Below are 22,690 nucleotides of genomic sequence, written 5' to 3'. Positions count from 1 at the left end.
AACCCTAATAGGCTTTTTATACCTTGCACGCATCATCCTTGCTTGAAACCGTGCATTAACTATAGGAAAAATAGAGAAAAAAACAAGGCTGCTAATTAGCAGCCTTATTCAGGTTTTATAACTAATTAGCCACTTTCACTGCGCTCAACTCCTGACCTTGGCTGGTTAGGAACTGGGTGAAACATGGGTTGTTTGTTTCATCTTGAACGTTGTATCCCAAACGGTTCAAATGCTCATTGAATACCTCATAATCACTCGGTTCAATAGCAAAGGCCGCCAGCACATTACCAACCGATCCACCATGGTTACGGTAATGGAATAAAGTAATATTCCAATTACTACCAAGGGTATCTAAGAATCGTGCCAGTGCACCTGGGTATTCAGGAAATTCAAAGCGTAATAAACGCTCATGAAGCTGAGCTGGCGCTTTACCACCCACCATATAACGAATATGCAATTTAGCCAGCTCGTTATCTGATAAATCGCAAAACGTGTAGTCGTTTTCTGTCAGTGCTGCTTTTAACTCATCAAGCTCTTGCTGCCCTTGTCTTAAGGCAATACCAACAAAAATTTGTGCTTCGCCAGGACCTGCATAACGGTAATTAAACTCGGTGATAGCTCTGCCACCTAATGAGTTACAAAACTGCTTAAAGCTACCCTTCTCTTCTTTAATGGTCACAGCAAGGAGTGCTTCGTTCTTTTCACCAAGTGCCGTTCGCTCAGCAACATAACGTAAGCGGTCAAAGTTTAAGTTTGCACCCGATAAGATTGCAGCTACGTTTAAGCCTTTTACACCGTTTTGTTGGCACCATTTTTTCAGCCCTGCTGTTGATAGCGCCCCAGAAGGCTCCGCTATCGCACGAGTCGAAACAAAGATATCTTGCATTGCGGCGCAGATTTCATCGCCCGTTACAGTGACCACTTCATCACAGAACTTTTGCGCTAATCGAAACGTCTCAGTACCAATGATTTTTACTGCGACACCATCAGCAAAACTGCCAACACGGTCAAGCTCAACAGGCTTGCCTGCTTCAAGTGCTGCTTTTAAGCAGGCACTCTCGTCAGCTTCAACACCAATGACTTTAATATCAGGACGTAACGACTTAATGTACACCGCCATACCTGCAAGTAAGCCACCACCGCCAACAGGAATAAACACAGCATCAAGGTCGTTCAATTGCTGCATTAATTCACGGGCAACGGTACCTTGGCCAACAATGACATCAGGATCATCAAACGGTGGCACAAATACCCCATTACGCTGCTCTGTCAGCTCTAAAGCATGGGCTTTTGCAGCATCAAAATGATGGCCGTGTAATACCACTTCACCACCGAGTGAACGTACTGCATTCACTTTAATTTCTGGTGTTGTAACTGGCATCACAATCGTTGCTTTATGCCCTAAAAATGAGGCACTGAGTGCCACGCCTTGCGCATGGTTACCGGCAGAGGCTGTGATCACATCAGAACCTTTTGGCAACTTGCTCAGTTTATGAAAAGCACCGCGAAGTTTAAATGAATAAACCGGTTGTTGATCTTCACGCTTTAGCCACACATGGTTGCCTAGCCGTGCACTAAGATCAGCCATTTCGCTGACCTCAGTAACTTTTGCAAGCGGTTCCATGTTCGCTTGGATGATAGCGCGAAAATAATCGAGCTCTTGAGAAACCATAATTAACTAAGCTCCTCAAGTTTTGCTAAATCGCGCACTGCCCCTTTATCTGCACTGGTTGCCAGTAATGCATACGCTTTCAGTGCTGGTGATACATAACGGTCACGATCCAGTGGTTTATAAGCATCTTTACCACGTGCAAGTTGCTTTTGTTTACGTGCTTCAAGCTCTTCATCAGACAGCGCTAAAGTGATTTCACGGGTTGCAATATCAATCACTATCTTATCGCCATTTTCAACATAGGCGATTGCACCACCGCTTGCTGCTTCTGGTGAAACGTGACCAATTGATAAACCTGATGTACCACCCGAGAAACGACCATCGGTGATAAGCGCACACTTTTCACCTAAGCCCATTGATTTTAAGTAACTCGTTGGATACAGCATTTCTTGCATGCCTGGGCCGCCTTTTGGTCCTTCGTAACGAATTACAACAACGTCACCGGCTTTTACTTCACCGTTTAGAATGCCTTCAACCGAATCATCTTGTGATTCGTATACAACTGCAGGGCCTTCAAAGTGCAGCATTTCTTCAACTACACCGGCACTTTTAACAATACAGCCATCAAGGGCTAAGTTACCTGAAAGTACAGCTAAGCCACCATCTTGACGAAAGGCATTTTCAACACTGCGGATACAGCCGTTTTCACGGTCATTATCAAGTTCTGGCCAGCGGCACTCTTGGCTCATTGCTTTTGTAGTACGGATACCGGCAGGGCCTGCTTTATAGAATTTTTGCGCCACTTCATTATTCGGATCGGTCGCATCCCATTTAGCCACCATTTCAGCCATACTGTGGCCTGCAACGTGATCCACAGATAAATCAACAAGGCCTGCTTTACCTAACTCACGGATAATTGCCATCATGCCACCAGCGCGGTGCACATCTTCAATGTGATATTTATTGGTTGCAGGTGCCACTTTACAAAGGAAAGGTGTTTTGCGAGAAAGCTCATCGATGTGCGACATATCAAAATCAACACCCGCTTCTTGCGCCGCAGCTAATAAGTGTAAAACCGTATTTGATGAACCACCCATGGCAATATCAACGACCATTGCATTCATAAAAGCAGTGCGATTAGCAATTGCACGAGGTAACACTGCTGCATTGTCTTTTTGATAATACTCTCGGCATAAATCAACAATACGCGCACCTGCTTCAACGTAAAGTTGTTTACGGTCTTTATGTGTAGCAAGTGTGGTACCGTTACCCGGCAGTGCTAAACCAATCGCTTCTAATAAACAGTTCATTGAGTTGGCAGTGAACATACCTGAGCATGAACCACACGTAGGACACGCAGAGCGCTCTACTTTTTCTGAGTCTTCATCGCTTACTGTGGTATCAGCGCCTTTCACCATGGCATCCACTAAATCAAGTTTAATGTCGATATCAGCAAGGCGTGTTTTACCCGCTTCCATTGGACCACCTGATACGAAAATAACCGGAATATTTAAACGCAGTGCTGCTAGCATCATCCCCGGAGTGATTTTGTCGCAGTTAGAAATACAGATCATAGCATCGGCACAGTGTGCATTAACCATGTATTCCACTGAGTCAGCAATTAAGTCACGCGATGGTAGTGAATACAGCATGCCGCCATGACCCATTGCGATACCATCGTCGATTGCAATAGTATTAAATTCTTTTGGTACACCACCCGCTTCAGTGATGGTTTCAGCCATCAGCTCACTAAGTTGGTTAAGGTGAACGTGACCCGGTACAAACTGAGTATATGAGTTAACAACAGCGATAATTGGCTTACCGAAGTCTTTATCTGTCATCCCTGTTGCACGCCACAAAGCACGCGCCCCTGCACGTTTGCGACCTTCTGTTGTTGTTGCACTTCTTAATTTAGCCATAATTACCTCAGTTGTTGCAGTGGCATGCCACTGACTTCCTCATTCCTAATTTATTTCTCACTAAAGCATTAATCTGATTGCTCTAGTTACCTGTTGATTTTTTACTAGATTGCTTGTTGTTGAAATTGGTTTTCAACATTGACGTGTTTCACATCAACCAATTTATTTAACTGTGATGTTAGTAGATAAATTGGCTTATCGCTGTCTACCGTCATGGTGACATGAAACGCTTCATCAGCCATTTCTAAATTCATGGTTGTTAGGTCAAAGCCGCGATGACGTGCAACGCGTAAAAAGCGCTCTACAGCGACACTTTGATTCTTTAGTGCAATCGTTAGGGTGTGTTTCATTTTACAGTCTCCGTCATCATTTCATCATTAGCTGCACCCGGTGGTACAAGCGGCCATACATTTTCTTTATCATCGATACAGGCATGAAGAATGTATGGACCTTCACTATTAACTAACGCATCAACCGCAGCATCGACTTCATCTGCTTTAGTGATGGTTTGACCTGGAATGCCAAACACCGCTGCTAACTGCACAAAATCAGGATTATCTGAAAGGTTTGTTTCAGAATAACGACCTTCAAAAAATAGCTGCTGCCATTGACGTACCATGCCCAAGCGCTGGTTATCTAGGATTAGAATTTTAACTGGCAGATTGTTACGGCGAATTGTTGCCAGTTCTTGAATGTTCATCATGATTGAGCCATCACCCGACACCGTGATCACAAAATCATTTGGGCGCGCAACTTGGGCGCCGATAGCGGCTGGTAAACCAAAGCCCATGGTACCTGCACCACCACTACTTAAATGGTTGCTTGGGTGGCTAAACTTCATGTGCTGTGCCACCCACATCTGGTGCTGACCCACATCACAGCACACAACACCCGTTGATGGCATTTTTTGGCTTAGCTGGTTTAATAAGTAAGGGGCAAACACTTTTTCGCCCGGATAGTCATAACGCCACGCATGCTCTTTCATCATGCTTTCGATGTGCGTTAACCACTCATCTGGTGTAACAAAACAATCAAGTTGCGGTAATGAGGTTTTTAAATCTGCAACTAAAGACGCTTTTGCAGGCTTACGTTTACCAATTTCTGCGGCATCGATATCAAGGTGTATCACTTTTGCTTTTGCAGCAAATTTACTTAAGTTGCCAGTAACACGGTCGTCAAAACGTGCGCCGATACAAACAAGCACATCACATTGTTGCACAGCTAAGTTAGCCGCTTTACCGCCATGCATACCTAGCATACCCAAATCATATTCATAATCAGGTAATACACTGCCTAGCGCTTTCAACGTTGATACCGCTGGCATATGTGTTTTTTCTAAAAATTGCATAAGCTCGTTTTGCGCATCAGCAGCTTGTACACCACCACCGATATACGCCACAGGACGCTGCGCCTCACTTAAGATTTGATTGGCTATCGCAACTTGGTTTGGGTCTAATTTTGGTAAATGATCTTCGGCGGCTAACCAAGGGTGGAATGGCACTTGCGCCATTTGGATGTCTTTCGGGATATCAACTAACACTGGACCTGGGCGGCCGCTTTGCGCTAAGTGGATGGCTTCTTGTAATATTTCGGCTAAATCTTCAGCTCTTTCAACCATGTAACTGTGTTTAGTACATGATAACGACATACCTAGAACGTCCACTTCCTGAAAGGCGTCGGAGCCTATCGCTGCGGTAGGTACTTGCCCTGTGATTGCAAGTAACGGCACTGAATCCATCATCGCATCAGCAAGGGCTGTTATTAAGTTAGTCGCACCTGGGCCTGATGTTGCAAAGCACACACCTAACTTACCTGTGCTACGGGCAAACCCTACAGCAGCAAAACCCGCTCCTTGTTCATGACGCGTCAAATAATGTTTGACTGGCGCACCGTACAAAGCGTCGTAAATAGGCATGATGGCACCGCCCGGGTAACCAAAAACATCCTTAACGCCATGTTTAGCTAATAAATCGATTGTTAACTCTGCGCCTGTCATCGTAAATCCTCATTCCTCAGTGACATTGTGTATTTGCTGCGACTCAAACCTTAAAACAAAAAAGCCCCCCGGACTGTTAAGTGCGGGGGGCTTTTTAAATGCTTCACTTTTCTCTAAGCACTAACTAGCCCCCGCGGTAATAATAATCACCACGACGTTAATTAGAATTAGAGAAAGTTTGTTAGTAAGCATTTATCTGTAACCAAATTCTGTTCATTTGTAGCGGAAATCTAGCCATCCCGCTGTCTTTTTCTATTAGTACCGCGCTGGGGGCGTTAAGTCAACATAAAATTCAATTCAAAAAACAAGCAAAAAAACGATTTTAAAGAAATAAATATCCAACAATTAGCATTAATAAGATTTATTTTTCACCATTTGCTAAATATTGAAATTTCATACCTCTTTATCTGCCATTCTATGATTGATTAATTTTTAGCAATTAGATGTGATTTTTCTGCTTAAAGCCGATTTAATTTAACGCCTCTTTAAAAAATTAGTTTAGTATTGAAAATAACCACGTTATGAAAAGGAAAGTTATGAAATTCGTCCAGCGTATAAATGCCCTATTTTTTATGGTGCTACTGCTTGGTTTTAGCCAATATGCACTTGCAGAGCCGGGGTTATGGAAAGTAGAAAAAAACGGCGTTGCTTCTTATTTATTTGGTACCGTGCATGTGGGTGACAACAGCATGAAAGGCTTACCAAGTAAGGTAACGAAAGCACTTGATAACTCAGATAAAGTCATTGTTGAGGTCGATATCAGCGCTATTTCACCAATGGAAATGCAGCGTCGCTCATTACCATTTATGATGCTGAAAAATGGCAAAACCTTACAATCAGAATTATCACCTGAAAACTATGCAAAACTGCAAAAGTACTTTGCAGATAAATCAATTGATATTGCGATGTTTAAGAACTTAGCACCGTGGGCGGTGATGGTCACCATGATGCAAATGGAGTTCCAAAGCGTCGGTTTTTCAGATCAATACGGCATCGACAAGCAAGTACTTGCTTACGCTCAAGAACATAAAATTTCTGTTGGTGAGCTAGAAACTCTTGAACGCCAAATGGAAATGTTTGAGCACTTAGCAATTATGAATGACAAAATGATCGAAGAAACATTCGACCAACTTGCAGATGTAGACACCTACTTTTTTGGTCTTATCAAGGCTTGGAAATCAGGTGACATGAAAACACTTACACAGTTTTATAACGAAAGCTTTGATGACACACAGTATGGTCAACTAAGCGAGCAAGTGATGTTGATAGACCGTAACAATGACTGGGTTAATCAACTATCTACTCGCATCGGTAAAGAAAAGCTGTTCATTGCAGTGGGCGCTTTGCACTTACCTGAGCAACACGGCTTATTGAAGCAGTTAACAGACAAGGGTTTTACAGTTACCCGTATCTAAATGATTTCAATCGTTTAAAAAGCGCCTTAAGGCGCTTTTTTTGTGAAATCAGCCATCTCTAAATAGTTGTCGATACCGGCTATTTTGTCACTCGCATGGTGATTAACATACACCACGGTGCTGGTACCTGCAGCGCAGATTTTTTCTATCAACAATAACACACGCTGTCTATTCGCTTCATCAAGACCTAAGCAAGGCTCATCAAGAATCAATAAGTTAGGGTGTTTAACCATAGCCCGAGCAATCAATAATAAACGCTGATCACCAAAAGATAACTGGCTAAATGAGCTGCTTTGTTTGTCACTTAACCCTAATAACGCTAACCATTGTTTGGCTATGGTAAGTTGCTTATCAGTGGCTTTTTGGTAAAGACCAATGCTGTCATAAAAGCCCGAAACAACCGTATTGAGTGCGGTGATACTCACTCGATAATCCATATGCAGCGCGTTGGAGATATAACCAATGTGCTGTTTAATTTGCCAAATACTCTCACCGCTTCCGCGCTGATAGCCAAACACCTTGATATCGTTGTTGTAACACTGCGGGTTATCACCCGTGATAAGGTTCAGCAAACAAGTTTTACCTGAGCCATTTTTACCTGTTAACTGCCAATGTTCGCCTTGGTTAATTTGCCAGTTGAGTTTTTCAAAAATAGCCTCGCCGCCATAACTTACCGATGCGTTGTTTAATCTGACCAGCATAGAATCAGTGAGCGGAGGCGCTTGATGGTCAATATCTGCCTCAGGTATTTGTAACTGAGTATGCGTGAGATGCAATAGCTTGAGTAAATCATCGCGCTGCTCGGCTGTAGGCTTTGCTAATTGCTCTGTGACATGACCCTCTTTAACGTAGGCGTAGTGATCAACAAAGTCAGGGATCTCAGTTAAGCGATTAAGCACAAAAATAAGGGTCGTCGTTTTACTAAGCTCAGCGAGTAACTGATTCAACCCAGCCGTTGCCTTGACATCTAAGCCATCAAAAGGCTCATCAAGCACAAGTAAATCTGGCCGACCTATTATGGCTTTAATCAGCATCAATTTGCGGGTTTCACCGGTCGATAAATCGCGAAATGCCTTGCTAAGTTTGTCACTAAAATCAAATAGACTTATTAGTTGCTGTAGCAAATCACTATCAAGCTGTTGCTCGTCTCGGCCCGCAATAATCAGCTCATATACCGTACTTGAAGGCGTAACGCCATCAATAATGTCATCTTGATCTTTTGTTAGCTCAGCCGCAAGGAGCTGCTTTTGACTGTCTGGCGAAACCAATGCTATACGCTCAAAGCTATTCTCATACTGGCCTTGCTCTATTTTCGCAAAACCGGCAATGGCAGCAGCAACGGCTGACTTACCCGCCCCATTCGCACCAAGTAAAACCCATTGCTGCAATGGCGATACATTGATATTAAGATCATCTAAATAATAAACATCATTACCCTGCCCTTTTAGGCTGGCTCTAACATTAACCAACTGCACTTGTTGCACCTTGAATCCTCATTCTAAGTTACCGTTAGCTTGACGTTACCGCATTCAAGAAAAAATTAAAAATCGTTTAAACCTTTTTTAAACACAGCTGCGACTAAGGTATAAAAGGTCATTAACAGGAATCAGACAATGAAAAAATTACTTTGTGTAGCGGCATTAGGCTTAGCACTTACAACAACATACGCAATGGCAAAAGACTCACGTGAGCTAAATCATAACTTTGCAGTGAATGGTGCAAGCCAACTTGATATAGATTTTCCGGTGGGCAGCTTAGAAGTCGAAAGCTATGACGGCAGCGAAGTCGTGGTTACAGTTCGCATTGAACCAAAAAATGACAATAGCTGGTTCAGCTCTGATGTTGACTTATCAGATATCGAATTAAGCCACTCGCAAAGTGCCAGCTCTCTTAGCTTAAAACTAGATAACGATGATATTCAACAAAACTGGCATGTAAAAATGCCTAAATCGATGGCAATTGATGTTGAGTTAGGTGTTGGCGATATTGAAATTAACGACGCTAGTAATTCGGTAGATATTGAGTTAGGTGTGGGCGCGGTAAGAATTGATAGTGCGCTTGATGACTACAAACGTATCGAGCTTGATACCGGTGTGGGCGACACTAAAATTCGCGGCTTAAAAAATGACGGTAATACCAGCCGTAAAGTAGTTAGCTCGCATTCAAGCTACCGCGGTAATGGTCAATACAATATTGAAGTAGAAGTAGGTGTTGGCGACATTAAAGTAACGAACTAATTGAATGCTTTGGTTATCCCTGTGAGCTCTCAGTAAATAAAATGCTGAGAGCTTTTTGCACTGAATCCAGCGTGATCGGTTTGTAAACGTGCAAGTTTGCTCCAAGTTCGTATACTCGTTGTAAATCATCATTCGATGTATTGGCTGTCACCACCAAAATTGGCACCTGTTGCCCCTGCTCATTACGAATAATATCAATCGCTTTAAAACCATCCATAACGGGCATATTCAAATCCATAAAAATTAAATCGTAGTGCTTTTCTGACGCTTTATCTGTGGCGATTAAGCCGTTTTCAGCCACATCAAAGCTGTAATTTAAATGGCTAACCATGCGCCCTAAAATAGTGGCGTTTAGCGGGTTATCTTCAACAATTAAACAATGTAATGCTTGCGGCAGCGGTGCTGGCATTGCTGATTTAGGCGTGCTTTCTAGTTCTAAATTAATTAACACTTTCACACCTTGTGGCTCAGCATTAAGAAATTGGATTTCTCCTTTTAATGCTTTAACAATGTGCATAACCCTAAGCAGCCCCGTTTTTAAGCCTTGAAAGTGTTGCTCTGAGTCATTTTCGTAGCTAAGTAAATCTGTTGGCGGCTTTTCAAAGCCTTTCCCGTTATCTTGTATTTCCATTACAAAGTGCTGCTCACCTTGGCACGCAGCAGTTACGGCAATACGGCCTTGGCTTGGAGTAAATTTAACGGCATTGTTAATGATTTCAGCAACAATTTGCGTCAACCTTGCATGGTCAGTACTCACCTCTTTATTGAGTGACTCAGCTAAGTTCAAGCTCAAGGTAATACCTTTATCGTTACAGGCATATTCATAGGGTGAGATAGCTTGCTTTAATGTTGATAACAAATTGCTGCTAGTAAAACTTAACTGCCATTCTCCCGAGGTTAGCTGCTGTAAATCCATTAATTCGTCTAGCATGGCCACCAGCCTATTCACGCAATAAAGTGCCTGCTGTTTAGTCAGTTGTTGGCTGTCGTTTATATCAAGCGCTTCGATTGATGCGGTTAGCCCTTGCAATGGTGTTCTAAACTCATGACTGGTACGGGCAATAAAGCGCTCTTTATTTTTATTAACACGCTCAGCAAACTCTTTTTGTTCTTTGTATTTAGCAATATTTTTAGTGACCAGTTTCTCCATGGGTTTAAAAATGAAAAATAGCTCAATTGCTAATAACGTCATGGCGAGCAACCAAAACAATAACTCTAGCACCGCCAAAAATGTGACTTTTTGAACTGATTTTTGCTCAAGTAACTTAACCGCTTGGTCTAGCTTTGTGAGTAGTGCTTCAAGCTGATTGCTAACAAATGTTGAGCGGTCTACATAGGCAAAATCATCGGTATTGTTTAATAGCTGCTGCGCTTTACTCACATAGCGCTTCACATGTTCATCTAACGCAGTCGGCGGCGAGAAATAATGGGCCTCAAGCGCCTCATTTAAATGAATATAGTGACCTTGCTCATCTTGTTGAATTAAAAATTGATGCCCTGCAATAAATTGCTCAACCGCTTGTTGCAATAGCCTTCGGTGTTGCTGTTGAAAATGATCGGATTCATGATAAATGAGTGCATTGCCATACAAGGCAATTTTTTGTGACAGCATGCGTTGCTTACCGGCAATATTGATGACCTTGGCATCACCCTTTTGGATATACAAAAGGCTCTGTATCAAGATGGCTGATACAGAGATCAATATGGCAATCGCCAATAACCCCCAGCGATATCGTTTTCGGATATCTGTGACTAGCTGCAACATGCTTTACTCATTATTTTTTAAAAATAATTGTAGTTCATAGAATACAAGAAAGCCCACTTGAAGTGGGCTTTAAACATGATAGTTAACAGAAATTTATCTATTTTCGAGTCGGTTATAGTCAAATAAACCAAACTCGACGCCGCGATACTCTTTCGCTACACGGTGTAAAATATCGCTGTATTGCCAAAACTGTGGATGTGTTCGGCGAATAGCAAACTCACTTTTCAGATCTCTGTAAGCTGCTTCATCTGTTGCTTTAGCCAGCCCAGCTGCAAAAGCTGCAACCTGCTGATCATTGTGCAAGTACCAAATGGCTTCTGGGTAATCACCTATAAACCCAGGCACAATCGTCACTGTATCTTCGTCATAAGCGCGCTGCCCTTCTTCATTCAATAAGCTCGAAATATTGTAATGAGCATTATGGTGGATCAGGGTATAGGCCTTGTGCTTATCAGCGCCATCTTTGACTAACACAAACGAAATTTGCGGTAGCAAGTTCACAGCTTTAACTGGAAGATCGTTAATTCGCGCAAGCGGCTCAGGCACTTTCGTATAGTCGTAACGGGGGCTCAATATTGGCTTCAGTTTCTCTTTTAGCATATTGAACAACTCAGACTGCGGATCCATTGTTTTGTATTCAATGCCCGTAGGTTGACTAAATGACAATTCATCCTCAAAGAAGCTCGTTAAGCTAGGTGGCGATTTACGATACCACTGGGCTTTAATTTCTTTGCGCTTAGCTTCTGGTAATAATGCAAGGTAGTTTGCTTCACCTTCTAAGCGTAAAAAGTCCATGTACAAACGAGTTAATAACTGATGACCAATGTTGCCATACACATCAAAACCCGCCACCAGCAAGTAATGAATACGTTCAAATAACGCATAGTCGAGAATCCAAGCGGTCTTTGGTTGCTGGCCTATCCAACCCTTTACAACCGTTGCGCTATCGAAATGGCGAAATACCGTCAGCGCTGCATTTTGGTTATGACCATCTCCTTGCCAAAGTAAATCGGTTGTAAGGTGCTGACCGTTAGCAAACATCTTATTTGCCAGTGCAACTTTGGCAGACAAATATTTGTTTTGGCGTTTTGAATACTTCACCCAGCTAGAAATCGGCAAAGCATTACTTTCTTCTTCAGCCGGTAATGCTAATGCATCTTCATGTTGTAACAACATTTCACCGACTTTAGGTGTCGCCGCCATTTCAGGCTTCGCAAAACCCACCCAGAACTGGTCGTTAATTACATTTAACGCGATTTGACCACGACAAACCGGCCCTTTAATAAAGCCCATAATAATAAGCTCAGCTTCATCAAGCATAAATTGATAACGTGAGTTTACTGGTATTGCCGCAAAGGCTTTAAATGGGTTTGACGCCACTTCTGGCTTATAGCTTGGCAGTTTATCTACTTGATAATCAGCTTCAATAAATTGCGAATGTAAGCGTGCAAGCTTTTCGTCATTTAATGCTAAAGGTAAATGTGTTTTCGCTAAAATAGTCGAACGATCATGCATTAAACGATAGTAAACACGCTCAACCTTAGGGTCTTCATAGGGGCGACGGGTGCTAATGTGTTTGATCTCTTCACCCGGTGGCGTTGAAGAGCGAACCAGCTTAAAGTAGCTGTGTTTATCGCCATGCTCAGGGAAGTAAATATGCGCTAAATACCAGTGCTCATAAATATAGCGAGCAGCCAGTTGATGCTTTAAACCATCTTGATTTAAAAATGCTTCCCACCGTTCGACCTGTTTGAGTACTCCTTTTTCAGGAGGCTCGATATGAGCTAAATAACCGCCTTTTCGGAGCCACTTAGCAAGGTGCTGAAACTCTTCACTCGAGATACCCGGTAAACCATAAGGCATACCACTATGCGGGCTATCTTTAGCAAATGAGTCAAACTCATTCATTGTGGTACATGTTTGCTCACGGTCGAGTGAAAAATCAAACTCATCGCCTAAAATTGCTTGTTTAGGCAGTGGGCTGCTTTGCTTAAGTACTAAGGCATTATAAAGCACACTACCGGCAAGGTTCGCTTCTTCGGTTTGAGCTCGCTCATTAAGTACTGGGGTAAAGCCTTTTCCACGCCACTGGGCGGTACTTGTCGCATCAAACAGCAAGCGGCTTGGCTCTTGCGCTAGTAAACGTGTGCCGTCATAAACACGCTCTTTACTTAAGCCGCGGTCGATACCTTCCACAGAAGATAACTTAAGCTGACACGGTGCATCATAGCAGCCATGACAAACCACACAGCGACTATCAATTACGGGCTTTACATCACTTAAAAACTCAGCACCTTCAAGTGTTGATGCTGCAACCACGCGCTGTTGTGGTTGTTCTTTACCAAACAGTTCATCGTAATGAGCGGCACCTAAATATGCACAGCCACTTAATAGAATAAGACCAAATACGGTGGTGAGGAGTTTTCTCATCCTTCCTCCTCGATATCTTCAACGTCATCACCTAAATCGAAGGTTGGCATCATATCGACTTGCGGCGACACAAAGGTTTGGTCGTTGTCGCAGCTAAGCATCGCACTCAACAGTGGTCCACGAACGAGTGTCAGTTGCGCATCGTGCTCACGGCCAATCAATACTTGGTAGTCATCATTTAACGCTTCAAGACGATATTCATTAACGGCGATTGCAACACTGCTATCAACAGCTGGATTTTGACAAAGCTGTGCGAGTAAGTCTTCGCTTAAGGTTATATGTATTAATACATCTGGGGACTCGATGTCACGGCTATGAAGGTTTTCATCGAAATAAAAAAGAGGAAGGGTTAAATCGCTATTTTGCTCTAATTCCATGTGCTGCTCTCTACATCAAAATGACTTTTAATTGTACGAGTATAGCAAACTATAAGTTCAATAATTAGCGAAACTTATCAGCCGTTAGCAGCTTTTTAGCTGCTAACTAACCGAATTATAAAAACAGTGAAAAATGCATTACCAAGGTAGCGTTTCGCCGTTTGAATGCCAAAACCCACCTGTGTTGCTAAGGTTTAATTCGTCAATCCGCTTGATGAGCCGCTCTGCGGCAGTTTCAGGGCTGATATCGCCGGCAAAATTAACCATTTGCGTTTGTACAAAGCCCGGATGAAATAACCCTACGGCAATTTTTTTATCTTTTAGCTCATGGGCTAAACTAACACTGGCAGCATTAAGTGCCGCTTTTGACATACGATAACCAATGTAACCACCCGAGCTATTATCTGCAATTGAGCCCATACGTGATGTGATCATCGCTACTTTGGCATCAATACCTAAGCTTTGCTGTAATGCATGAGTAATACGAATAGGCGCGATACTATTCACGCTAATTTGTTTTTCGATGGCAGCAAAGTCCATGTCAGCTAATGTTTCGTTATGAAAAATACCGGCGTTGTTAACCAAAATATCAATTTTGTCGCCGTGCAAGTAATTGGCAAGGGTTGCAACATCATCGGCATCAGCCACATCAATATCGCTAATAATTTTTACGTCGAGTGCTTTTAGCTCTTCGCTTGGGGTGCGAACCACTGCAGTAACACGGTAACCTTGGGCTAAATACTGTTTACAAAAATTTAGGCCAATACCTTTATTGGCCCCCGTAACCACCACATGCTTAGTCATCAATCTGCTCCTTAGTAGGCTTTTCTATACCCAAACCACTTCAAGGTGCGAGTTTCTGCATCTTGAAGAGGCTTAGCTATATACTTTGGGACAGATTGACAAAAACCAAGGGCTTAAGTTAATTCATCAATGGTTGATTTAAGTATAGAAAATACGGCCCCTTGTGGATCGGTAATCACACTAAAGCGCCCAACATCTGGAATGTCTGTTGCTGGCACACAAATAGCCCCATTAAGCTGCGTTGCTTTAGCGACAGCCTGATCGCAATCTGCTACCGCAAAATACGGCATCCAATGAGATGGAATGTCATCTGGCCATTCATTGGTCATTTCAAGCATGCCTGCAATCGGTTGCTCATCGATGGTAAATAAGGTGTAGTCCATGCCCTCCATGGGTTTCACCTCAAACTGCCATCCGAACAACTGACAATAAAAGTCGCGACTTTTTTGCATGTCTTTCGACACAAGCTCAAACCAGTAAGGCAGGTTGAGCTCTTGCACTCGTTTAGCCCCGATATGCTCACCCGCTTGCCACAAGGCAAATGTTGCACCGCCAGGTTCTTGCAGCATCACCATACGACCCGCTGTCATGACATCATGTGGCCCTGCCAAAACCGTTGCCCCCAATGACTTTGCCTGCTCAGTGCTTTGGTCAACATCATCAACAGCAATATATAATAACCAATGGGTTGGCATCTCGCTCATACTTGCTGGCAGTTGATACATAGCGGCAATATCATCACCTTGCTTTTGCAGCATGGTGTAATACATATCTTCACCTATTGGCTGGTCGTCAAAACCCCAGTCAAAAAGTTGCGTATAAAATTGCTTCGCAGCTTGCCAGTCTTTCGCGCATAACTCGGCCCAGCAGAAAGTACCTGCAGGGTGTTTTGTATTTATTTTTGTCATGGCTGTTCCTCCTTCATTAACGGTAATCAACAAGCTGCTTTTTTGCCAATTATTTTTAAAATTTATTTAATTCACGTTTAGAAAAATTAAATAATCATAATCAATAACTTAGGTTTAAACCCTGCTAAAACAGAGAATTGCAGTTATGGCACTATATTGATTGTCACAACAAATGTATGTATAAATGCGAACAATTTTTAATAACAATTGTATAGCGATTTAACTATGACAATGAAATTTGCGCTTCCTTTTTTACTTACTCCTATCGCTGCGTTTGCAAACCAGGCCCAAGATATTGAACGTATTACCGTTTCTACAACTCGTAGTACGGCACCTGTTAGTACTGTACCTGCAACTATCAGTGTTATTACTAGTGAAGACATTGCTGAGCAACTTGCTCATACTCAAGATCTATCGCAAATTTTAGGTAATTTATTACCGAGCTTTTCACCAAGTCGTCAAAAAATGACCAGTGCCGGTGAAACACTCCGTGGCCGTGAGCCGCTATACATGATTGATGGTGTTCCTCAGTCAAACCCGCTTCGTAACGGTTCTCGTGATGGGAATACGATTGACCCTGCAATGATCGAACGCATCGAAGTGATCAGTGGCGCAAATGCAATTCAAGGTATGGGCGCAAGTGGCGGTATTATTAATATCATCACAAAATCAGCTGGCGATTTTAATCACCAAATGAGCGCGGGGTTTAGCACTCCAACAGACGGTGGCAGCGACAGCCAAAGCTATAAAGCCAGCTACTTATTCAGCCAACAACTAGATGATATTAGCTTTATTGGTGGTGTATCGGCTCGTAGTACGGGTATGTATCGCGATGGTAACGGTGACTTTGTTGGTTTAGATGGCACACAAGGTGACACGCAAGATTCAACCAGCCTAGACTTATTTTTAAAAGTTAAATATCAGCTTGATAACGAGCAAAGCATTCAAGCAATGCTGAACCACTACAAAATTGAAGGTAATGGTGACTTTGTAGCTGTAAATGGCGATCCAGCAACAGGCCTTGCAACCTCTGCTGAAAAAGGCGGTGTAGAAGGCGACACGCCGCGTAACCGTGTAACAACCTTTACCCTAGATTATAACCACAGCAATGTGGCTGGCGGTAACCTTGCTATTCAATTGTTTACGCAAGATTTTGCAGCTATGTATGGTGGTGGCACATTTGCTACGTTCCAAGATCCAGCCTATGGCGAGAGTATTTTCGATCAGTCTCAAAATAAATCACAAAAGTTTGGTAGCCGCGTTACTTACAATAAAGATAACCTGTTAAACAGCCAGTTTGATATTGCGACAGGTATTGATTTACTTTCTGATGAAACATACCAAGAGCTTGCGCAAACAGGTCGCCATTGGGTACCAAAAACCAAGTTTAATAACATCGCGCCATTCGCTCAACTACGTTATGACGGCTTAGAGGATTGGACCTTCAATGCAGGCGTACGTTACGAGTACGGCAAATTAAAAGTGGATGATTTTACCACCCTAGCCTCATACAACAGTAGCTTTGTAGAAGGCGGTGAGCCAAGCTTTAATGAATTATTAGAGAACTTAGGTGTTGTCTATCAAGTAACTGATGAACTTCGTCTATATGCAAGCTACAGCGAAGGCTTTAGCATGGCTGATGTTGGTCGCGTGCTGCGTGGCATTAATCAAGCAGGTTTATCGGTTGAGAGTTTCTTAAACCTAGAGCCGGTTATTTCTGATAACCGCGAATTGGGTTTTGAATATGCCAACGATAGCTTCAATATTAAAGCTAGCTACTTTGAATCTGACTCAGACTTAGGTTCACGTTTACAAGCTGATGCTGATGGTATTTACAGCGTGCAACGTGAGCGTACTGAGATCTCAGGTTTTGAAGCAAATGCACAATATTACCTAACTAACAGCACAACATTTGGTGCAAGTTACGCTGATACAGAAGGCCAATATGATGGTGATGGCGACAATAAAGTAGAAAGCGATTTAGGCGGCAGCAATATTTCACCTACACGTTTAAACCTTTACTGGCAGCAACAGTGGCCAGCGAATCTATCTAGCCGCGTACAAGCTAACAAAGTATTTGACCGCGACTTTAATACTGGGGAAGAGTTTGACGGCTACACAACCGTTGATTTATCGGTACAATATCAAAGTGTTGAGTACGGTGCATTTAGCCTAGGTATCGATAACCTGCTAGATAAGTATTACATCACTTACTACGGTCAAACACGCCCAGCAGCAACACGCTATTTTGCGGGTACGGGTCGTACCGTAAACCTAACTTGGAACTATGCATTTTAGGTTTAAGCTAAGTAATTAAACAATAAAAAAGGCACCTTGGTGCCTTTTTTTGTGGTTGGTACTAATTAGTGATGATGTCCATGCTCACCTTTGAGCTGATTACCTTGCGCATCATAGAAACCGCTCGCGCCATGCTCAACAAACCCTAAGTTGATCATTTTAGCTAAAAATGGATCGCTTTCATTATCACCGATATCTGCGTAATCGGTTGTTTGGTAGTTATCCCATTTCGCAAACTCTGCCTGCACCATTTGCTGGTTGTGATGGCTGGTTGTTAAAGCAATTTCACGGCTATAAGTGGGTGTTGAAATACGAATTGCTTTAAGTAACTTTTGATTGGCAAGCCAGCTTAGCTCGACTTTGCTTTCACCTTGCTGCTGTGTGTAATATTCTGTTAGTTCACAGCCTTCACCCGTGCTTTTTTGGTGCGTCATTGACGCTAAAAATTTATCGCTTACTAACTGATATTTGCTACTCCAATCTTGCTCACCTTGCACTTCCGATGGTTGATATTCAATGCCACGCTGCGCTTGCTGGAAATAACGAATTGGCCGAATTTGTTGATTACGTAATTGCTGCCATAGCTCAATAAACTGTGGATTTTGCTTAGCCACCTGATGAGGCGTGCGCCATAGAGTGAAGGTGTCTTCAGAATGCTGCTTATTAGCGACTATGTCTGTGGTGACTTTATAGTCTGCTTGCGTAAAACCGGTATTCATATCGCATTGCCCTGCAACAGCAAGTGGGCTAAGTAATGAGGCAAGTAAGATGGCTGCTTTCACGGGATTCTCTTTTTATCTTGGTTTTCTTTATAACTGATTGAGTAAGGGAGGCTCAGAGCCTCCCAAACACTCATTATTGTGCTAATTTAGCATCGGCTTGTTTAACAAGGTCAGCGGCATAATCCATAACATGGAATATAAGGCTTTGCTCATTAGTGCCTGTAACTAAATGTGCACCTGGGCCTACTGCATACACACCCACATCTTCTGCTGCGTGTGTTTCAGAGCCTAATGGCACGAGCGCTTCTTGGTGGAAACCAGGTGCCGTGGTATCAACATCGGTTAAGTCAACACGACCTGTTACTGGCGCATAGTTGTAACCTTCTTCTGCATCAGTCTCATCACCTAAATCGCGGAAACCGCCACCATTAGTATAACCAACCGTTGTGTATGGCATGTTATCTGCGGCAAGAGATGGTTCATCGCTACCCACAGGTACCACTTTACCTAAGATTGGGTTACCACGTTTTGGGTAGCCTGCAATGGTAAATACGTGGCTGTGGTCAGCTGTAACGATGATTAACGTGTCTTCAATGCTGGTTTTATCAAGGGCAACTTGTACTGCTTTTGATAGCTCAACTGTATCGCTTAGAGCATTGTAAGCATTACCAGCGTGATGACCGTGGTCAATACGACCTGCTTCAACTGTTAAGAAGAAACCATTGGCGTTGTTATCTAGTACATCAATTGCTTTTGCAGTCATTTCAGACAGTGATGGCTCACCCGCTACATCATTTGCACGGTCTGCTTCGTATTGCATGTGTGATTCATTGAATAAACCAAAAACACGCTCAGTCGTATCTGCATTGATTGCATCAAAACCAGCTTGGTCCATTACATACTGACCCGCAGGGTATTTGGCTTTCCACTCAGCTGTTAGGTCGCGACCATCCGTACGGTCACCTTCTACAGCGCTCATCGCATCAGCTGAATTATAAGCCGCATCTTTTGGTAAGAAATGACGACGACCGCCGCCCATCACAACTTCTAAACCATCAACATCAAGGCCTTCGTAGCGAGCTTCAAGGTTTGCTTCAAAGTTAACTAATTGCGATGCAATATCTTCACAACCAGCGGTAACTGCTGCCTCTGGCATATCAGATACATCCTCCCAGTTACGGTCAGCCGATTTGGCATAGGTTGCTGCTGGCGTTGCGTGTGTGATTCGAGCTGTCGAAATAATACCTGTCGACTTACCAGCAATCTCAGCAAGCTCAGTCGCTGTGACTAGTTCATTACCTGCAACCGTTGCACAGTTACCACGTTCGATATCTTCATCAACACCAATAACGCCAGCATCCGTTTTTACGCCCGATGCCATTGCCGTCATCGTACCCGCTGAATCAGGTGTTTGTGCATCAACGTTATAGGTTTTAGCAAACCCTGAGAATGGGAGTGTTTCAAAGCTAAGTTGGTGCTCTTCACCCAGCTTACCTTCTAGCTGGCCGGCCATGATACGTGCTGCTGTGACGGTCGAAATGCCCATGCCATCACCAACAAACAAAATCACATTTTTCGCTTTACCTGACTCTTTTACAACAGCCGCAATGTTTTCTTCGCTAGTTGCGACTTTAACTTGTGCTGATTTGAACCACGCATTATCAGTCAACGGCGCTAATTGCGATGCTGTTAACGACGTTGCTGGTGCATTACATGCAACGGTTGTGTCCGTTACTTCTGCTGAGTCTAGCTCACCGTTATCATTGCTATCTGCACCTGTTAGCGTTTCTGTACCACCATTTACGCACTGCTCAGAACCTACAGCTAACGTGTTTTCAACGGTTAATGTTTTTGGAGAGTTGTCATCGTCATCCGAACAACCCGCTAATGCCACTACTACAGCAAGAGAAATTAAATTTAGTTTTTTCATCGTCGTCGCCATTATTCTTCAATTAGTTCTAGAGCTTGGTTAATGATGTGGAAAATTACGTTTTGCTCCACAACGCCTTGTGCTAGTTGCGCACCTGGACCTTTTGCATGAAGCGAAATATCTTCGCCCGCATGAGTCTCAGAACTTAATGGCACAGTCGTTTCTTGGTGATAGCCAGGTGCAGTCGTATCAACACCGGTTAAATCAACACGACCTGCAACAGCAGCATCGTTATAAGACACCTCTGCATCTGTTTCATCGCCTAAATCACGGAAACCTAAGCCATTTGCATAGCCAACGGTGGTGTAAGGCATACCATCTGCCGCAAGGCTTGGCTCTTCGCTACCAATGGCAACCACTTGACCTAAGATTGGATTACCGCGTTTCGGATAACCCGCGATAGTAAATACGTGGCTGTGGTCAGCAGTAACAAGAATAAGTGTTTCTTCTGGATTGGTATTCTCTACTGCTGTTTGCACTGCTTTGGCAAATTCAACGGTATCGTTTAACGCGTTATAAGCATTACCCGCATGGTGACCATGGTCGATACGGCCTGATTCAACGGTTAAGAAAAAGCCTTTTTCGTTGCTCTTTAAGATATCAATTGCTTTACCTGTCATTTCAGACAGTGACGGCTCACCCGCTACATCGTTAGCGCGGTCAGCTTCGTATTGCATATGTGATTCATTAAACAGTGCAAATACGCGTTTGGTATCGGCATTAAGCGTATCGAAACCCGCTTGATCCATAACGTACTTACCATCAGGGTACATTTCTTGCCATTCAGCAGTTAGGTCACGCTCATCCGTACGGTCACCTTCAACTTCGCTGACTGCATCAGCGGAGTTGAACGTTGCGTCTTTTGGTAAGAAGTGACGACGACCACCGCCCATCACAACTTCAAGACCATCAACGTCAGTGCCTACGAAGCGTGCTTCTAGATTCTTTTCAAAATTAACAAGTTGTGAGGCAATGTCTTCACAACCCGCTTCAACAGCATCAGCTGGCATGTCTGATACGTCTTCCCAGTTACGGTCAGCTGATTTTGCATAGGTCGCAGCTGGCGTTGCGTGAGTAATACGCGCTGTTGAGACAATACCTGTTGCTAGACCTTTGATTTCTGCTAGTTCTGTAGCGGTAATTAACTCGTTACCAGCAACGGTTGCACACTTGCCACGCTCGATGTTTTCGTTAACACCAATAACACCTACATCGGTTTTAACGCCTGAAATAATTGCTGTCATTGTGCCTGCAGAGTCAGGTGTTTGCGCATCAACGTTGTAGGTTTTTATTTGCGCAGAGTAAGGGAATTCTTCAAAGCTTAGTAAGCCTTCTTCGCCCGACTTACCTTCCATTTGACCTGCCATGATACGTGACGCAGTGAGCGTTGAAATACCCATACCATCGCCAACAAATAGAATGACATTTTTAGCTTTAAACGTTTGCTCAGCCTGAGCTGCCGCTTCTTTTTTTGTTAATGTAGCTTCAGCGGCACTATACCAATCATTTTGTTTTTGACTGTCTGGTAACACACCTGCATTGGCCGTCGCTGACAATGCCAACGTTAAACCAATTGCAGTAGCAATTTTATTAATTTTCATCGTTACGTTCCGTTAGTACGTTATTTTAAGAATTTGAGTGCTAACTAAACTGCACTTGGATAATTAGCGCAGTAATACTAAGAACGCATTGTTACTAAAAAAGTGACTTTTCATGACGAAATGATGAAACAAAAACGACTTTAGATATAAGTAAGTATTTAGTTTTAGGGGAAATAATAGGGCTAGGTGCTAGGGGTGAGTTACGAGTTACGAGTTGCGAGTTGCGAGGGTAAAGGTTCTAGGTTCTAGGTTCTAGGTCAAGCCTAATTGTAAGAATGGTTCTAATTCGGCACTAAAGTGCCTCCTACGGTATTTAATTTCTGAGTAAGACACCGAACTTAACAACCCCACCGTTCTAATCTGACGTCTGAAAGCTGACAGCTCTGTTTACGTTGGGTTTCGCTACGCTCTAACCAACCTACCCGAAGAATGAACAGGCCGAATGCTGAGCGAGACACCACACTAAACAACCCTCTCGATCTAATCTGACGTCTGATAGCTGACAGCTGATAGCTTTTCTTCACCCATAAAAAAACCCGAGGCTAAGCTCGGGTTTTTCTTAATGCTTGATGCATTACTATAGTTGATTACTCAACGATAGTTGCAACAACACCAGCACCAACTGTACGGCCACCTTCACGGATAGCGAAGCGTAAACCTTCGTCCATCGCGATTG

General features: G+C 43.2%; 16 protein-coding genes and 1 pseudogene. 3 read left to right on the top strand and 14 right to left on the bottom strand.

The features are described from left to right. Window positions 1-121 precede the first annotated feature (121 nt). From ilvA to ilvG, 4 genes are all read right to left on the bottom strand, one after another. Window positions 122-1,672 (bottom strand): threonine ammonia-lyase, biosynthetic, encoded by a 1,551-nt coding sequence (gene ilvA / locus C2M25_RS00085; RefSeq protein WP_105180091.1) that lies wholly within the window; start codon window positions 1,670-1,672, stop codon window positions 122-124. A 2-nt stretch (window positions 1,673-1,674) separates the two neighbouring features. After that, window positions 1,675-3,531 carry a dihydroxy-acid dehydratase gene (gene ilvD / locus C2M25_RS00080; protein WP_063702851.1) on the bottom strand — a complete coding sequence of 619 codons (1,857 nt, stop codon included), beginning with the start codon at window positions 3,529-3,531 and terminating at the stop codon, window positions 1,675-1,677. A gap of 104 nt (window positions 3,532-3,635) precedes the next feature. After that, complete coding sequence (gene ilvM / locus C2M25_RS00075) at window positions 3,636-3,881, bottom strand: acetolactate synthase 2 small subunit (RefSeq protein ID WP_054554110.1); 246 nt, start codon at window positions 3,879-3,881, stop codon at window positions 3,636-3,638. Next, the gene (gene ilvG, locus C2M25_RS00070; RefSeq protein ID WP_063702853.1) at window positions 3,878-5,527 is read right to left on the bottom strand and encodes an acetolactate synthase 2 catalytic subunit; all 1,650 of its coding nucleotides are present in this window, start codon (window positions 5,525-5,527) and stop codon (window positions 3,878-3,880) included. The genes ilvM and ilvG overlap by 4 nt, the downstream gene beginning before the upstream one ends. 536 nt (window positions 5,528-6,063) lie before the next feature. On the opposite strand from ilvG, the gene C2M25_RS00065 reads away from it, so the two are divergent. Beyond that, window positions 6,064-6,942, top strand: coding sequence for a TraB/GumN family protein (locus C2M25_RS00065; RefSeq protein ID WP_063702855.1), 879 nt, complete (start codon window positions 6,064-6,066; stop codon window positions 6,940-6,942). 26 nt (window positions 6,943-6,968) lie between these two features. Here the strand turns inward: C2M25_RS00065 and modF are convergent, their stop codons facing one another. Beyond that, window positions 6,969-8,426: a molybdate ABC transporter ATP-binding protein ModF gene (gene modF / locus C2M25_RS00060; protein WP_105174444.1), complete on the bottom strand. Its 1,458-nt coding sequence runs from the start codon at window positions 8,424-8,426 to the stop codon at window positions 6,969-6,971. 129 nt (window positions 8,427-8,555) lie between these two features. On the opposite strand from modF, the gene C2M25_RS00055 reads away from it, so the two are divergent. Beyond that, entirely contained in the window at window positions 8,556-9,179 is a 624-nt protein-coding gene (locus tag C2M25_RS00055) for a hypothetical protein (RefSeq protein ID WP_063702860.1), read from the top strand. A 13-nt stretch (window positions 9,180-9,192) separates the two neighbouring features. On the opposite strand, the gene C2M25_RS00050 is transcribed toward C2M25_RS00055, so the two are convergent. The 5 genes from C2M25_RS00050 to C2M25_RS00030 form a co-directional block, all read right to left on the bottom strand. Next, complete coding sequence (locus tag C2M25_RS00050; protein WP_105180090.1) at window positions 9,193-10,944, bottom strand: response regulator; 1,752 nt, start codon at window positions 10,942-10,944, stop codon at window positions 9,193-9,195. A 93-nt stretch (window positions 10,945-11,037) separates the two neighbouring features. Next, window positions 11,038-13,374, bottom strand: a complete 2,337-nt coding sequence (locus C2M25_RS00045) for a fatty acid cis/trans isomerase (protein WP_105180089.1) — start codon at window positions 13,372-13,374, stop codon at window positions 11,038-11,040. After that, the gene (locus C2M25_RS00040; RefSeq protein ID WP_063702866.1) at window positions 13,371-13,751 is read right to left on the bottom strand and encodes a hypothetical protein; all 381 of its coding nucleotides are present in this window, start codon (window positions 13,749-13,751) and stop codon (window positions 13,371-13,373) included. Before C2M25_RS00040 ends, C2M25_RS00045 begins: the two co-directional genes overlap by 4 nt. Before the next feature lie 138 nt (window positions 13,752-13,889). Beyond that, entirely contained in the window at window positions 13,890-14,555 is a 666-nt protein-coding gene (locus C2M25_RS00035) for an SDR family oxidoreductase (RefSeq protein WP_063702868.1), read from the bottom strand. Between the two features lie 113 nt (window positions 14,556-14,668). Continuing rightward, entirely contained in the window at window positions 14,669-15,463 is a 795-nt protein-coding gene (locus C2M25_RS00030; protein ID WP_105180088.1) for a VOC family protein, read from the bottom strand. A gap of 231 nt (window positions 15,464-15,694) precedes the next feature. Here C2M25_RS00030 and C2M25_RS00025 point away from each other — a divergent pair, with 231 nt between their 5' ends. Beyond that, the gene (locus C2M25_RS00025; RefSeq protein ID WP_105180233.1) at window positions 15,695-17,761 is read left to right on the top strand and encodes a TonB-dependent receptor; all 2,067 of its coding nucleotides are present in this window, start codon (window positions 15,695-15,697) and stop codon (window positions 17,759-17,761) included. 65 nt (window positions 17,762-17,826) lie between these two features. Here the strand turns inward: C2M25_RS00025 and C2M25_RS00020 are convergent, their stop codons facing one another. The 4 genes and pseudogenes from C2M25_RS00020 to C2M25_RS00005 all read right to left on the bottom strand — a co-directional run. Next, entirely contained in the window at window positions 17,827-18,543 is a 717-nt protein-coding gene (locus tag C2M25_RS00020) for a hypothetical protein (RefSeq protein ID WP_105180087.1), read from the bottom strand. A 73-nt stretch (window positions 18,544-18,616) separates the two neighbouring features. Next, on the bottom strand, window positions 18,617-20,413 hold the full coding sequence (locus C2M25_RS00015) for an alkaline phosphatase (RefSeq protein ID WP_063702875.1): 1,797 nt from the start codon (window positions 20,411-20,413) through the stop codon (window positions 18,617-18,619). 11 nt (window positions 20,414-20,424) lie between these two features. After that, window positions 20,425-22,014: an alkaline phosphatase gene (locus C2M25_RS00010; protein ID WP_105180086.1), complete on the bottom strand. Its 1,590-nt coding sequence runs from the start codon at window positions 22,012-22,014 to the stop codon at window positions 20,425-20,427. A gap of 587 nt (window positions 22,015-22,601) precedes the next feature. Next, window positions 22,602-22,690 (bottom strand): annotated as a pseudogene (locus C2M25_RS00005) (elongation factor Tu); the annotation flags it as partial.

Origin of the sequence: Pseudoalteromonas sp. T1lg21 (genome assembly GCF_002964625.1) — a bacterium.
Taxonomy (GTDB): Bacteria; Pseudomonadota; Gammaproteobacteria; order Enterobacterales; family Alteromonadaceae; genus Pseudoalteromonas; species Pseudoalteromonas gelatinilytica.
This window is presented reverse-complemented; position numbering and strand designations above follow the sequence as displayed.